The organism is Paenarthrobacter sp. UW852, assembly GCF_024608385.1.
Taxonomy (GTDB): domain Bacteria; phylum Actinomycetota; class Actinomycetes; order Actinomycetales; family Micrococcaceae; genus Arthrobacter.
Map to the genome: position 1 here is coordinate 178,888 of NZ_JAMSGY010000003.1, position 14,066 is coordinate 192,953.

15 protein-coding genes are annotated in these 14,066 nt (G+C 63.7%); 2 read left to right on the forward strand and 13 right to left on the reverse strand.

All coding sequences use genetic code 11. From position 1 onward, the window contains the following. Window positions 1-2: 2 nt before the first annotated feature. From rdgB to clpS, 6 genes are all read right to left on the reverse strand, one after another. On the reverse strand, window positions 3-662 hold the full coding sequence (rdgB, locus tag NEK97_RS07005; RefSeq protein ID WP_257369122.1) for an RdgB/HAM1 family non-canonical purine NTP pyrophosphatase: 660 nt from the start codon (window positions 660-662) through the stop codon (window positions 3-5). Further along, the gene (rph, locus tag NEK97_RS07010; protein ID WP_011775233.1) at window positions 659-1,417 is read right to left on the reverse strand and encodes a ribonuclease PH; all 759 of its coding nucleotides are present in this window, start codon (window positions 1,415-1,417) and stop codon (window positions 659-661) included. The genes rdgB and rph overlap by 4 nt, the downstream gene beginning before the upstream one ends. A gap of 46 nt (window positions 1,418-1,463) precedes the next feature. Then, a complete protein-coding gene (locus NEK97_RS07015; RefSeq protein WP_257369123.1) occupies window positions 1,464-2,258 on the reverse strand; it encodes an MBL fold metallo-hydrolase in 795 nt (264 codons plus the stop codon). Beyond that, window positions 2,255-3,328: a glutamate racemase gene (murI, locus tag NEK97_RS07020; RefSeq protein ID WP_374111516.1), complete on the reverse strand. Its 1,074-nt coding sequence runs from the start codon at window positions 3,326-3,328 to the stop codon at window positions 2,255-2,257. The genes NEK97_RS07015 and murI overlap by 4 nt, the downstream gene beginning before the upstream one ends. A gap of 64 nt (window positions 3,329-3,392) precedes the next feature. After that, window positions 3,393-3,959, reverse strand: coding sequence for a DUF2017 domain-containing protein (locus tag NEK97_RS07025; protein ID WP_211711568.1), 567 nt, complete (start codon window positions 3,957-3,959; stop codon window positions 3,393-3,395). Further along, window positions 3,952-4,314 (reverse strand): ATP-dependent Clp protease adapter ClpS, encoded by a 363-nt coding sequence (gene clpS, locus NEK97_RS07030; protein ID WP_235521586.1) that lies wholly within the window; start codon window positions 4,312-4,314, stop codon window positions 3,952-3,954. The genes NEK97_RS07025 and clpS overlap by 8 nt, the downstream gene beginning before the upstream one ends. A 37-nt stretch (window positions 4,315-4,351) precedes the next feature. Here clpS and NEK97_RS07035 point away from each other — a divergent pair, with 37 nt between their 5' ends. Next, a complete protein-coding gene (locus NEK97_RS07035) occupies window positions 4,352-5,680 on the forward strand; it encodes a nicotinate phosphoribosyltransferase (protein WP_257369125.1) in 1,329 nt (442 codons plus the stop codon). Then, window positions 5,680-6,306 carry an isochorismatase family protein gene (locus NEK97_RS07040; RefSeq protein ID WP_235521588.1) on the forward strand — a complete coding sequence of 209 codons (627 nt, stop codon included), beginning with the start codon at window positions 5,680-5,682 and terminating at the stop codon, window positions 6,304-6,306. The genes NEK97_RS07035 and NEK97_RS07040 overlap by 1 nt, the downstream gene beginning before the upstream one ends. 74 nt (window positions 6,307-6,380) lie before the next feature. Here NEK97_RS07040 and NEK97_RS07045 read toward each other — a convergent pair whose 3' ends face one another. The 7 genes from NEK97_RS07045 to NEK97_RS07075 all read right to left on the reverse strand — a co-directional run bounded on the left by NEK97_RS07045 (window position 6,381) and on the right by NEK97_RS07075 (window position 14,042). After that, entirely contained in the window at window positions 6,381-8,156 is a 1,776-nt protein-coding gene (locus NEK97_RS07045; protein ID WP_257369126.1) for a DEAD/DEAH box helicase, read from the reverse strand. 112 nt (window positions 8,157-8,268) lie between these two features. Beyond that, window positions 8,269-8,607: a DUF3039 domain-containing protein gene (locus NEK97_RS07050; protein ID WP_211711563.1), complete on the reverse strand. Its 339-nt coding sequence runs from the start codon at window positions 8,605-8,607 to the stop codon at window positions 8,269-8,271. Window positions 8,608-8,615: 8 nt separating this feature from the next. Then, on the reverse strand, window positions 8,616-9,398 hold the full coding sequence (nagB, locus tag NEK97_RS07055) for a glucosamine-6-phosphate deaminase (protein WP_257369127.1): 783 nt from the start codon (window positions 9,396-9,398) through the stop codon (window positions 8,616-8,618). 86 nt (window positions 9,399-9,484) lie between these two features. Further along, entirely contained in the window at window positions 9,485-11,056 is a 1,572-nt protein-coding gene (locus NEK97_RS07060) for a transporter (RefSeq protein WP_257369128.1), read from the reverse strand. Then, window positions 11,038-11,913 carry an ABC transporter ATP-binding protein gene (locus NEK97_RS07065; RefSeq protein WP_257369129.1) on the reverse strand — a complete coding sequence of 292 codons (876 nt, stop codon included), beginning with the start codon at window positions 11,911-11,913 and terminating at the stop codon, window positions 11,038-11,040. Before NEK97_RS07065 ends, NEK97_RS07060 begins: the two co-directional genes overlap by 19 nt. 42 nt (window positions 11,914-11,955) lie before the next feature. Further along, complete coding sequence (locus NEK97_RS07070) at window positions 11,956-13,056, reverse strand: NADH:flavin oxidoreductase/NADH oxidase (RefSeq protein ID WP_257369130.1); 1,101 nt, start codon at window positions 13,054-13,056, stop codon at window positions 11,956-11,958. Next, entirely contained in the window at window positions 13,056-14,042 is a 987-nt protein-coding gene (locus tag NEK97_RS07075) for a tetratricopeptide repeat protein (RefSeq protein WP_257369131.1), read from the reverse strand. The genes NEK97_RS07070 and NEK97_RS07075 overlap by 1 nt, the downstream gene beginning before the upstream one ends. Between the last annotated feature and the right edge of the window lie 24 nt (window positions 14,043-14,066).

Consider the following 14,066-nt stretch of genomic DNA (forward strand, 5'->3'; position numbering starts at 1 on the left):
GCTTACTTCAGTTGCGGCTCTGACAATGCGTCCACGATGGCGGGCAGCAATGCCCGGAACGCCTGGCCCCGGTGACTGATGGCGTTCTTTTCCTCGGAGCTGAGTTCGGCGCAGCTGCGGTCCATTCCGGCTGGTTGCAGCACGGGGTCGTAGCCAAAGCCACCCTCGCCGCGGGGTTCACGCAGCAGGGTCCCCTCCAACTGGCCGTACTCTACGGTTTCATGGGCAATGCCATCGGCACCGGGCGCCGCCAACGCAGCAGCGCAGACAAAGGCCGCGCCACGGAAGGAATCGGGAACGTCCGAGAGCTGCGCCAACAAAAGGTTCAGGTTGGCAATGTCATCGCCGTGCCGCCCCGACCAGCGTGCAGAGAAGATCCCGGGGGCTCCGCCCAGTACGTCCACTGCCAGGCCGGAGTCGTCGGCGATGGCCACCAGGCCGGTCGCTTCCGCCACCGCGCGGGCCTTCAGCAGCGAGTTCTCCGCGAACGTAACACCGGTTTCGGCGACATCCGGGGCGCCGGCCGCAGCGGCGTCCACCACTTGGGTGTCGACGTCGAGCCCTGGCACCTGGCCCCGAAGAAGTTCACGCAGTTCTTTCAGCTTGCCCTTGTTGTGCGTGGCCAGCACCAGCCGGGGTCCGCCCGGCTCTACGGCGCTCACGGAGCCTCCGCCAGCGTTTCACGCTGGATGGCCGAGAGCTGCGTGGTGCCCAGCAGGGCGAGGTCCAGGAGGGCATTGAGTTCGTCGCGATCGAAGGGTGCGCCCTCAGCGGTGCCCTGCACTTCAACGAATTTGCCGGAACCGGTCACCACCACATTCATGTCGGTCTCAGCGCGGACGTCTTCAACGTAGGGCAGGTCCAGCATGGGGACGCCGTCGATGATGCCGACAGAAACGGCCGCGATGGTGTCCACCAGGGGCTCGGCGTTGCGGGCAATGAGCTTGTTCTCCCGGGCGAAGCGGATGGCTTCCGCGAGGGCCACGTAGGCGCCGGTGATCGCAGCCGTACGGGTACCGCCGTCGGCCTGGAGGACGTCGCAGTCCAGGACGATAGTGTTCTCGCCCAGGGCCTTGGTATCGATGATGGAGCGCAGCGAACGGCCGATGAGGCGCGAGATCTCGTGGGTGCGTCCACCAATCTTGCCCTTCACGGACTCACGGTCGGATCGGGTGTTGGTGGCACGGGGAAGCATGGCGTACTCGGCAGTGACCCAGCCACGGCCTTCTCCTTTGAGCCAGCGCGGCACGCCCTCAGTGAGCGAAGCCGTGCACAGGACCCGGGTGTTGCCGAACTCGATCAGCGCCGATCCCTCGGCCTGCTTGGACCAGCCGCGGGTGATGCTGATGGGGCGCAGTTGGTCGGGGGTCCGGCCATCGGCGCGGATGACGGGTGTGGCTGTTGCTTCAGAAGTCATGCTCCAAGCTTAGCCAAGCCGACCAGGCCACCCGACGACGGCCCACCTAGATGGTGTAGTGAACCCCGGCGACAGCCACAGCCACGTCTCCGAATACCGGCTTTGCCTCCGAGAGTACTTTGGTCTGCGAGGTCCACACGGGAATGTGCGTCAGCAGCAGCCGTTTGGCCCCTGCGTTGGCAGCGGCCTCGCCTGCCCGCTTGCCTGTGAGGTGGACATCCTTGATGTCGTCGTCGCGGCCCTCCTCGAAGGCAGCCTCACAGAGAAACAGATCCGACCCCTTGGCAGCGTCCTCGAGCCCCTGGCAGGAATCAGTGTCCCCGGAGTACGTCAGCACCTTGGTGACCGGGACGCCATCCTTGCCCGGTTCCGTAGCGGTTACACGCAAGGCGTATGCCTCTTCAACCGGGTGGTTGACGGAATAGGGCGTGACGGTGAAGGGCCCCACAGTTACGGGCTTCTGTTCGGCCCAGTTGGTGAAGTCGAACTCCTCGTGCATCCCGGGATCAAGTTCCAGCCCATAGGCGGTCGCCATCCGGTCCGCGGTTGCCGCAGGCCCCCACACCGGAAGCCTGTCACGACCCCAACCGCCTGGTTTCCAACGGACGGCGACGTGCAGGCCGCACAAGTCCATGCAGTGGTCCGGGTGCAGGTGGGTGAGGAAAATCGCGTCTATGTCCTCAAGGTCCGTGTAGCGCTGGATCGCGCCCAAGGCTCCACTGCCGAGGTCCATGACTATTTTCCACTCACGTTCGCCATCGTGTGCCGTCACCAGGTAGCAGGACGCGGGCGAACCGGGGCCCGGGAAGGATCCGGTGCACCCCACGATCGTCAGCTTCACAGGCCACGTCCCATGGCCGAACCGGAGCCGAAGGCGGGGTTGCCCTCTGGCTGGACGAAGTAGGAACGTCGCGACAACCCGGATCCCGATCGGGCAGCTTCCAGCATCTCGGGGGTAATGCGGGCCAGGCTGCCAGTGGGGTACTGGGCAGCCACATGGTCAACGTGCTTGACGGAAAGGACCTCGGGACCCAGGAAACGGCGGGCCAGGGTTTCGAAGTGTGCCGCATCCCCCGTGGCGATGAACTCGTGGCTGGGCGCTGCAGGCTCCGTCCGTTGGATACCGTGGTTGGCCAACGCACGGTAGACATCCTTGGCCGTCTCTTCGGCGCTGGATACGAGCGTCACGTCTTCGCCCATGACGAACGAGATGACCCCGGTAAGCAGGGGGTAGTGCGTGCACCCCAGGACAACGGTGTCCACGCCGGCCGCTTTGAGTGGTTGCAGGTATTCGTTCGCTGCCGACAGGAGGTCCGGGCCGGTGGTGATTCCCGCTTCCACGAACTCGACGAACGCTGGGCAGGCCGCAGACGTGATGGTCAGGTCCGGTGCAGCAGCGAAGGTGTCCTCGTAGGCGCGGGAACCTACGGTAGCGGACGTGCCAATAACGCCTATCCTGCCGGAGCGTGTGGCTGAGACGGCGCGGCGGACGGCCGGCTGGATGACCTCGATAACAGGGATACCGTAACGGGCCGTGTAGCGTTCACGGGCATCCCGGAGCACGGCAGCCGACGCGGAATTGCACGCAATGGTGAGCAACTTGACGCCGGAGTCCACCAGCTCGTCCATGACGCCCAGGGCGTTGGCCCGCACTTCGGCTATCGGAAGCGGGCCGTAGGGGCCGTTGGCGGTGTCCCCCACATAGAGGATCGACTCATTGGGGAGCTGGTCAATGATGGACCGCGCTACCGTCAGCCCGCCAACTCCCGAGTCGAAGATACCGATCGGGCGCGCCCCCACGATTTCCCCGTCGCTGAGGTGGCCGCCACTGGCTGAAGCGCCGCTTGGTGAACTGCCCGATGCTGAAGTCATAATTATTCGAGAATAAGGCTTCCCATGGCGTCCGGCCATTACCTGTGGTCTCCGCCTCGTGTCTGATGTGTCACAAGGCGGCAGCACCAACCCACGGGGCGGATCAGGATTTCGCCTGCCTGGCGGAGATCATGGCCTGCACCAGGGACTCCTGGAGCCACGTCGTGAAGTTGTAGACCAACGCCAAGTAGCTCTCAACGTCCTCCGCCTGGCTCCAGTCCTGCATGCTGTGGATGTGCTCCGCGTCAGCCTCATCGCGGATGTCCAGGCGTTCGGACAGAACAAGCCGCACATCGTTCAGTGCCATGGACCAGCGGGTGGCATCTTCGAGGGTCAGGACCAGTTCGTCCTTGTCCAGTCCCATGGCGGTGGCCCGCAGGGCACCGACCTTGCTTTCCCGGACAGAGCGTTCGGTGAGCTGCCGGAACTCCAGCGAGCCGTCGTCGTCGTCCTTCAGGACATTGGGCAGAAGCCGTAAAAGGGCGCGGTCGCTGGGCTGCTTGACGTCCATGTCCAGGCCAATCAGGGCCGCCAACGGATCCTCGTTGTCCCGGGCATCGGAGTCCAGCATGGAGATGACATCGTCCAACAATCCACGCAGGAGGTCCCGCTCGGCCGGCTCCAGGTATCCGGTGATGCCCTTGAGTCCAAACTTGAATGCCTTAGCCACGCTGGCGGCCGCCCTTTCCGGGTGTCTCATTGCCGCTCGCGGCCTTTTCCACGGTGGCCCAGAGACCAAATCCGTGCATTGCTACGGCGTGCTGCTCAACTTGTTCCTTGCTGCCGTGGGCAACAATGGAGCGGCCCTTCTTATGGACCTCCATCATCAGTTTGTGCGCCTTGGACTCCGAATAGCCGAAGTAACTCTGGAACACGTAGCTCACGTAGCTCATCAGATTGACGGGATCATTCCAGATCACAAGGTTCCAAGGGATATCAGGGGCTGTCAGGACACCGGTGGACGACTGCTCCGCAGTTTCCGTCCGCTCATCGATGTCCGTGCCAAACGCAACGCTAGGGCTCATCTGTCCATTCTATGGCGGCTCGCACTAGAGTGAATTCGTGAGTAGAGCCACGTCGTGGGACCACCCCGCAACTTCCTTGTACACAGACCACTACGAACTGACCATGCTTCAGGCAGCCTTGCACTCCGGGGCCGCGCATCGCCGATCAGTGTTCGAAGCCTTCGCCCGGCGGTTGCCTGACGGTCGCCGCTACGGCGTGGTGGGCGGCACGGGACGCCTGCTGGAGGGCATCGCCGACTTCCGCTTCGGGAAGGCCGAGCTGGAGTTCCTGGAGCAAAACAACGTGGTCAACCGGGAAACCCTGGATTACCTCGCCAATTACAAGTTCAGCGGCGATATCTGGGGCTACGCCGAGGGCGATGCCTACTTCCCCAACTCCCCCATCCTCATTGTTGAATCAACGTTCGCCGAAGCATGCATCCTGGAAACGTTCATCCTCTCGGTCCTGAACCATGACAGCGCCATCGCCTCCGCTGCCTCGAGGATGACCTCTGCCGCCGGCACCCGCCCGTGTATCGAGATGGGCTCCCGGCGCACCCAGGAGGAATCCGCGACGGCGGCCGCCAGGGCGGCTGTGATTGCCGGCTTTGCCAGCACCTCCAACCTGGAAGCCGGGCGCCGCTACGGCATCAAGACCGTGGGCACTGCTGCCCACTCCTTCACGCTCCTGCACGACACGGAGCGGGAGGCCTTTGAAGCCCAAATTGCGACTTTTGGCCCGGGCACCTCGCTGCTCGTCGACACGTACGACGTCGAAGCAGCCGTCCGGACCGCCGTCGACCTCGCCGGTGACAAGCTGGGCGCGGTGCGCCTGGATTCGGGCGACCTCGTCGCGCAGGCACAGTGGGTCCGGCAGTTGCTCGATGACCTGGGCAACGTCAACACACGCATTGTGGTGACCTCGGACCTCGACGAATTTGCCATCGCCGCCCTGCAGTCCGCCCCCGTGGACTCCTATGGGGTAGGCACATCCCTCGTCACCGGTTCCGGCGCACCGACGGCCAGCATGGTCTACAAACTGGTGAGCCGGACCAACGACGACGGCGAATTCATCCCGGTGGCCAAGGCAGCCAAGAACAAGGTCAGCGTCGGGGGCCGTAAATACGCCCTTCGCAAGCTCAACGAACGCGGCAAGGCAACCCACGAAATCGTGGGGATCGGCCACCGTCCCGAGGACGACGGCAACGACCGGCAGCTGCTCCAGCAGTTCGTCAAGAACGGCGAAGTCCTTCCCGGCTGGACCGGCCCGGAAGGCGTCGTCCGTGCCAAGGAACGGCACGCCGCAACCATGGCTGAGCTACCCGCCGTCGTCAACCGGCTGCAGCGTGGCGAGCCCGCCATTCCCACTGTCTACGAGGATAACTGATGTCCAGGGCACTGATCATCGTCGATGTCCAGAACGACTTCTGCGAAGGTGGCACCCTTGCAGTTGAGGGAGGCGCAGCCGTAGCCGGCGCCATCACCGAATACGTCGATGCCAACCAGCATCTCTTCGATCACATTGTGGCAACCCAGGACTGGCACATCGAGCCGGGCGCCCACTTCTCGGACGAGCCCGACATGGTGGATTCGTGGCCTCCGCACTGCCGGGCAAGGACCAAAGGGGCTGAGCTCCACGAGGACCTGGACCCCGAGTACATCCAGGCCTACTTCCGCAAAGGGCAGTTTACGGCTGCCTACTCCGGCTTCGAAGGCATCCTGGCGCCCGAAGACGACGTTCCCTCCGGCGACCTCAAAGCAGGGGCCGCAGTGCCCGAAGTCGTCGATGAAGAGGCCATCGGCCTGGATGACTGGCTGCAGAGCCACGACGTGGAGGAAGTTGTGGTGGTAGGCATTGCGACCGACTACTGCGTCAAGTCCACGGCCTTGGACGCTGTCCAGGCCGGATACAGCACCACAGTCATCGCGGACCTCACGGCAGGTATCGCCGAGGACCTCACCGAGGCATTCGAGGAGATGGAAGCAGCCGGCGTCGAGGTTGAACACAACTGACCTGGACGCCATGTACGCCAAAGGGCGCCGCAACCGCGGCGCCCTTTGGCGTATTCACTGAAAGTTTGGGCCGGCTACTTCCGGCCTATGAACCAGTCCTGGAGTTTACGCAGTCGGGCCTGCAGCTGTTCCTCATTGGCCTGTGCCACCGCCGGGCCGCCACACACTTCCCGCAGCTTGGTGTGGACCACTCCGTGCGGCGTTCCCGTTCGGGCGGACCACGCGGCCACGTTCTTGGCCAGTTCGTTCCTCAGGTCCATGAGCATGCGGTGGTCCGGGATCGCCGGCGAAGCGGCTGCCGCCAAGGGCGACTGGCGTTTCTTGCGGGACTGCTGTTCGTGCTGGCGCTGACGCAACAGTGTGCCCACCTGCTCGGCGTCGAGAAGCCCGGGGATGCCCAGGAAGTCCAATTCCTCGTCGGAACCGATATCGGCCCCCGTACCGAACTCGCCGCCGTCGAACAGGACACGGTCAAAGGAGGCCTGCGAGTCCAAGGCTTCGAATTTGCCTTTGGTGAGCTCGTCCGAGGCCTTGTCTTCCCGGTTTGCTTCAGCCATGAGGTTCTCCTCGGGGCTGAAGAGTCCGTCGTCGTCCTTCTCCGGACGGTCAAGGGCGTGGTCGCGTTCCGCTTCCATGGTGTTGGCAAGGATCATCAACGGCGGGACCGAAGGAAGGAATACCGACGCCGTTTCGCCCCTTTTGCGGGCACGCACGAAGCGGCCCACGGCCTGGGCGAAAAACAGCGGGGTGGACGTCGAGGTGGCGTAGACACCCACCGACAGGCGCGGAACGTCCACGCCTTCGGACACCATCCGAACGGCAACCATCCAGCGTTTGTCCCCTGCAGAGAACTCTTCAATCTTGTTGGAGGCCTTGGAATCGTCAGAAAGAATCACTGTGGGCGACTGCCCCGTGATCTTCTTCAACTGTCCCGCATAGGCGCGGGCGTCGTCGTGGTCCGTAGCGATCACCAGGCCACCAGCGTCCGGAACCGTCCGCCGGACCTCGCTCAGGCGCTTGTCCGCGGCAGCCAGGACAGCCGGGATCCACTCGCCGGTGGGGTTCAGGGCCGTTCGCCAGGCCTGGGACGTAATGTCCTTGGTCACGGCGGCTTCGCCCAGCGAGGCCGCCATCTCGTCACCGGCGCTGGTCCGCCAACGCATCTGGCCCGAGTAAGCCATGAACAGGACGGGACGAACCACGTGGTCCCGCAGCGCGTTGCCGTAACCATAGGTGTAGTCGGCCTTGGAACGGCGAATGCCATCACGGTCCTCGGCGTATTCGACGAAGGGAATGGGAGAGGTATCCGAGCGGAACGGCGTACCCGTCAGGGACAACCGCCTCGTTGCAGGATCGAACGCCTCGCGGAGGCCGTCACCCCAGGACAAAGCTTCACCGCCGTGGTGGATCTCATCAAGGATCACCAGGGTGCGAGCAGCTTCAGTCTTCGCTCGATGCAGCATCGGCTTGCTGGCCACTTGGGCGTAGGTGACGGCCACCCCAACGAACCCACGGCCGTGCTGCCCGTCGGAATTCTTGAAGTTGGGGTCGATGGCAATTCCGACCTTGGCTGCAGCGTCCGCCCACTGCCTTTTCAAGTGATCCGTGGGCGCCACGATGGTCACGCGGTTGACCACCCCGCTGTCCAGCAGCGTGGTGGCGATGCGCAGCGCAAAGGTGGTCTTACCTGCACCGGGCGTCGCCACGGCAAGGAAGTCCTTGGGATTGCGCGTCATGTAGAGGTCAAGTGCCTCCTGCTGCCAGGCACGAAGCTTGGGCGCGGTACCCCAGGCGGCGCGCTCCGGGTATGCGGGAGGCAGCGAGGGGCCACCAAAAAGTGTCTCGGTCATGCTGGTTTCCCCCGCAAGCTGGCAGCGTCAGCGACGCCCTGCTTTCCGGACACGCCGCAGCGGTCCGGAAAGCGGTAACGATCAGATTGGGCCTCTGTTTGCTTCCTGCCCACTACTTGGAGTTGTCCGGGCCGCCGTTTTTTCCACCGTCGTTGCCGGGGCGGAGGCCTTCGTAAATCTCCTTGCACTCCGGGCAGACCGGGAACTTCTGGGGATCGCGCCCTGGCGTCCACACCTTGCCGCACAAAGCGATCACAGGTTCACCGGTCAACGCCGATTCCATGATCTTTTCCTTGCGGACGTAGTGCGAAAACCGCTCACGGTCGCCGGGCTCCACTTCCTGGCGCGTTTCCTCGCGCTCAATGGTGGCAGTGGACGTTCCGGCTCCGGAAAGCTCGCGCATGGGGTCGTTTTCGAATGGATCCGGAGGAAGCGTAGTCATGCCAAACATCTTACCGTCTACAGCCCCTGCCACTCCGGCTTGTTGTCGTAAGTGTGCCGATAGTAGTCCGCCAATTTGAGTGAGGAAGCAGCAGCCTCGTCCACCAGGATGGTCGCGTGCGGATGCATCTGGAGGATGGAAGCAGCACAGATGGCGGCAACAGGGCCTTCGACGAAGTCACGGACGGCCTGCGCCTTTTGGGCACCGGTGGCCACCAGGACTACGTGCCGGGCATCCATGATGGTTCCAAGGCCTTGCGTCACCACGTGGTGGGGAACGTCGTCGATGCTGTCGAAGAAGCGTGCGTTGTCCTTGCGGGTCTGCTCAATCAAGGTTTTGATGCGGGTCCGCGAAGCCAACGAAGAACCCGGCTCATTGAAACCGATGTGGCCGTCCGTTCCGACGCCAAGGATCTGCAGGTCCACCCCGCCCACAGCCTTGATCGCGTCCTCGTATGCCTGGCACGCCGCTTCAAGGTCGTCGGCGGCACCATCGGGACCATGGACGTTTTCCGGCTTGATGTTCACGCGGTTGGTGAACTCGCGGCGGATCACTTCCCGGTAGGACTCAGGATGGCCGGCTTTGAGGCCCACATACTCATCCAAAGCGAAACCGTGGGCTTGGCTGAAGTCCAGTCCCCCGGCTTCGTAACGGCTCGCCAGTTCGTCATAGACGGGCAATGGCGAAGAGCCTGTTGCCAAGCCCAGCACTGCATTCGGCTTACGGCGCACCAGCGCCTCGATGGCATCGGCAGCGAGCGCACCGATCTGCTTGGTGCCAGGGAGAATGACAACTTCCATCGTCACGCCTTTCTACTTATGGGTTCTCGAAGTATCTTTCACAGAGGTTATCCCATGTCCCATCTGTGGGCATGGATATTACGGAATCAGCGATTAACGCTGAGCTGGGCGAACATTTCCGGCCCGCGCGCGTCCAACCATTTTCCGCCCAGGCGCACGCCAAGAACGAAGAGGACCAGCCCCAACAACGGACCCACCGCCAGGTTGATCCAGCCCGCTTCGGGCCCACCGCTGAAAGCCTGGACAGCCACCAGCGCCAGTTCAGGCACCAGCAGGAGGGCAAGAAGTCCCATACCCACTGCCTGTACAGCCAGGGTCTGGGCAACATTTCCTGGTGGCTTCTTGAAGGGGCTGTCTCCTGGCAAGGGAACCGCAATGTTGTAGCGGGCCGAAATGACGGAAGCCAGGCCCAGACCGGTAAAGAGCGTCCCCAGCGACAAGCCCAAAAGGTTCGGCAACCAGTGCCAATCGCCCGTGACGAACAACGGGGCAACCGTAAACAGCAAGACGACGGGAAGCGAGATGGCCAGGCAAGCCAGTGCACGCCCCAGCCGATCATCAAGGCCGCGGACCCCAGCTGCGAGATGGAGGGCGAATGCCGTGTTGTCATACGAGACATCGGCGCAAATTGACCACGCCATGGTGAACGCCGTCAACGGTCCGAGGATCATGAGCAGGCCGTAGCTGCCGCTTTGGGACCCGGCAAAAAAGAACAGGACCGGGAACATTGGGACAATCACCAGGGATGCCGCATACCTGGGATCCTTGAACCAATAGATCAAGGCGCGGGCCGCTACCGCGCCTGCCGGCGTCCCAGGCAGAAGGCCGAAAAGTCCAAGTTTTCCGCCCTTCTTCGCCGAACCGCCGGAGTACGGCGGAGTGACCAACGCGCGTTGCAACAACAGGTGCCAGCTAAAGAGCAGGACAACGATGGTCGCCACCGAGATCAGGAGCTTGACGGCCGCAGCAACAACATCGCCGGCCGCAAGGTCTCCACCCAAGGACCACGGGGCGCCAAACGGTGTCCAGGACACGGTGCGGGCCAGCGCTGGAAGATACTCCGCGCTTCCCCGGACGCCATCCACCACTCCCGCCATGATCGGACCGAGCAGGACAAGTGGGATGAACACGATAATGCTGCTGACGTCCTTGAAACGCCGCGAGGACGCCAGGCCGGCGGTGGCCGTAGTGACCACCTTGGACAGCACCACGCAGGTAACGGCACCAAGGACAGCGCCAAGCAGCGCCCCTGATACGGCCGGGACGCTCCTCCACCAGGTTCCGACAGTTCCCAGGGCCGCGATCAACGTGGCCAGCCCAGGAATGCCTATGAATCCTGCGAGCGCCAGTCCAGTCAGCAGTTGCCGTGGTGGAATCGCAAAAGTCGTGAAGCGGGCGGGATCCAGGGTCATGTCAGCTGCCGAAGCGACCAGTGGAATGATGGCCCACCCCAGTACGGTTACCGCGCCGCCCAGCACAACCACGGTGTGCGCGATCCCGGCGTCGGCCCAGCGCAGGGCCACCAAACCACCCACAAGGAGGGACAGGACGCCCAGTGCATAGAGCAAACCGAGGGCCATGCCCACCAGCTGCCAAGGACTGCGCTTGAAGCCGTTCAGCAGCAAACGCCACTTCAGGTTCAGAAGGTGCGCAACCATTCCAAGCCCTCCGTCCGGTGTCCGCCGCCCACCAACTGAACGAAACGCTCCTCCAAGGTGGAACCACCACGGACCTCGTCCACGGAACCGGCCGCCAGCACCCGTCCTCCGGCAACGACGGCGACGTGGCTGCACATGCGTTGCACCAGGTCCATCACGTGGCTGGAGACGATGACAGTGCCGCCGGATGCGACGTAGCTTTCCAGGATGCCGCGGATGTTTGCGGCTGAAACGGGGTCCACCGATTCGAATGGCTCGTCAAGGACAAGAAGTCGCGGGGCATGGATGAGCGCCGAGGCCAAGGCGATTTTCTTTGTCATGCCGGCTGAGTAGTCGACCACCAACGTGCCGGCGTCTGACTGGAGATCAAGGGCAGCAAGCAACTCGGTGACACGGGCACCGACGACGTCCCGGTCCATTCCGCGCAGCAGCCCCGAATAGGTCACCAACTGCTCGCCTGTGAGGCGGTCGAACAAACGCACGCCATCAGGAAGAACACCCATGAGCTTCTTGGCCTCAAGGGGTTTGGCCCAGACATCCACCCCGTGCACGAACGCCGTACCGAAGTCGGGCCGGAGCAAACCGGTGGCCATGGACAGGGTGGTGGTCTTTCCAGCCCCGTTCGGGCCGACCATTCCATAGAACGAGCCCGCGGGGACCTCCAGGCTCACGCCGTCCACGGCAATCTTTTCGCCGAACCGCTTGGCCAGGCCCTGGATGGAAAGCGCGGCAATGGTGCCTCCAGCGGGGGAACCATCTGGTGCCGGCGGCGTGGCGTTGGCCTGGGCTGGTCGGTTTACGTGCGGCTCGGGTGCTTGCGGTGGTGTGGACATGGGTTCATGGCGTGGTTCCGTCATGTGACCAGCCTAACCTCGCTGGTGTGTACCTGCCCGGACGTCCTAGAAGCCGTGGCGGGGCACAGCGCGTTGGTATTGCGGCACCCATGGGATGTCATGTCCAAGTTCATATGCCGCCCGGAGCCACCAGTGCGGGTCCCGCAGTGCAGCACGGGCCATGAAGACGGCATCCGCACGCCCGTTGGCCACGATGTCTTCGACCTGGGCGGGGCTGGTAAGTAAGCCGACTGCCGCGGTGGGAACACCGGCGTCGCGCTTTATTTGCTCGGCGAACCCTGCTTGGTATCCAGGAGCAACCGTGATTTTCTGGTGGGCCACGGCACCTCCGCTGGACACATCCACCAGGTCCACTCCACGCTCAGCCGCAGCGCGGGCCAGACGGACCGACGCGTGGACGTCCACTCCCCCTTCTGCCCAGTCCGAAGCCGATATCCGCAACAAAAGCGGCATTGACTCCGGAATGACCTTCCGGACGGCGTCCACCACGGTGAGCATCAGCCTGTTCCTGCCGTCTTCGTCACCACCCCACCGATCGGTCCGGGTGTTGATCAGCGGGCTCTGGAACTGGTGCAGCAAGTAGCCATGGGCGCCGTGGATTTCGACGGTGTCGAACCCTGCGGCAACGGCGCGGGAAGCTGCCGCAGCGAAATCCGCCACCACTTGTGAAATGTCGGCTTCGCTCATGGCAGCCGGCGCGGCATATCCATCAAACGCATCCGTGGTCGGCCCAACGGTGGCCCAACCGCCGTCGGACACTGCAACTGATCCCGAACGGCCCGAGAAAGGCCAATAGGTTGATGCCTTGCGGCCTGCATGGGCCAGCTGGGCCCCGATCCTGCAGTCCACGGCGCCGTGTTGGTGCACAAAACGGACTATCCGTTCCCAACCCGCCGCTTGTTCATCGGAGTACAGGCCGGCGTCCAAGGGACTGATCCTGCCCTCCGCGTTCACCGCAGCGGCCTCGCTCATGATCAACCCGGCACCGCCCACCGAGAAAGAACCCAGGTGCATCAGATGCCAATCGTTGGGGACTCCTTCCCCGGTTTCGGGATGGCAGCTGTATTGGCACATGGGCGAAACCCAGCCCCGGTGCGGGACCGTGAGTGAACGCAGCTGCAGCGGGGTGAACAGTGCGGACGGCACTAGAAGAGCACCCTGGCGAGACCTTGGCGGGCCTTGGCGACCCTTTCGTCCTGCGTCCCGACAACTTCGAAGAGTTCCAGGAGGCGAACCCTGGCCGTCTCGCGCTCCGGTCCGAAATTACGGCCGATGAAGGTGATGATGCGGTTGAAAGCGTCCTCGATGTGGCCGCCGGAAACATCAAGGTCGGCCACACCAAGCTGGGCTTCGATGTTGTCCGGTTCCTGGGCAGCCAGGTCGCGGAGCTTTTCGGCGTCGGGAGCAGACAGGCTCTCCAACCGTGCCATGAGGTCCACTTGGGCCAATCCGGCTTTGGCGTCGGCGTCGGCCGGTTGTTCCAGGAGAGCCTGCTTGTAGGCCGCAGCCGCACCCGCGTAGTCGCCTGCCTCAATGGCATCGATCGCTGCCTGGTGGAGCGGCGGAAGGGCTTCGGGTTCGTCCGTCCCTTCAGGCGGGGCGGAGTCGCCGATGCTGCCGGTAACGCCGTTGGCCGCAGCGACCTTCAGGAGTTCTTCAACAAGGTCCCGGATCTGCGCATCATCTGCGGGTCCTTGGAAGAGCGGAACCGGCTGGCCCTTGATGACCGCTACTGCGGTGGGCACAGCCTGGACCTGGAACGCCTGTGCAAGCTGGGGAAAGGCATCAACGTCGGCGGCAGCGAGCACCAGGCGACCGCCATAGCTTTCAACAACCCGTTCCGAGGCCTCAAGGACAGCGGGTGATTCTGCCGCATAGCGCGACCAGAGCAGGAACAGCACAGGGATCTGGGCGGAAAGCTGCACCAGATCCTGGAAATTGGTTTCGGTAGCTTCCACACGCAGCGGAGCCCTGCCGGACCCGCCTTCGCCGGGGGTGCCCCCATCCGGTGACGCGGAAGCAGGCGGCGCGGGTGGCGCTGCCGGGCGGCGCAACGACGAAAGGTCTACTGCACCACGAAGGTTGAGCTGGCTGGCAGCGGCTGGAGTGGGTCGGTATCCGGGCGAACTCATACCGTCCACTCTAGCCGCTGCCCT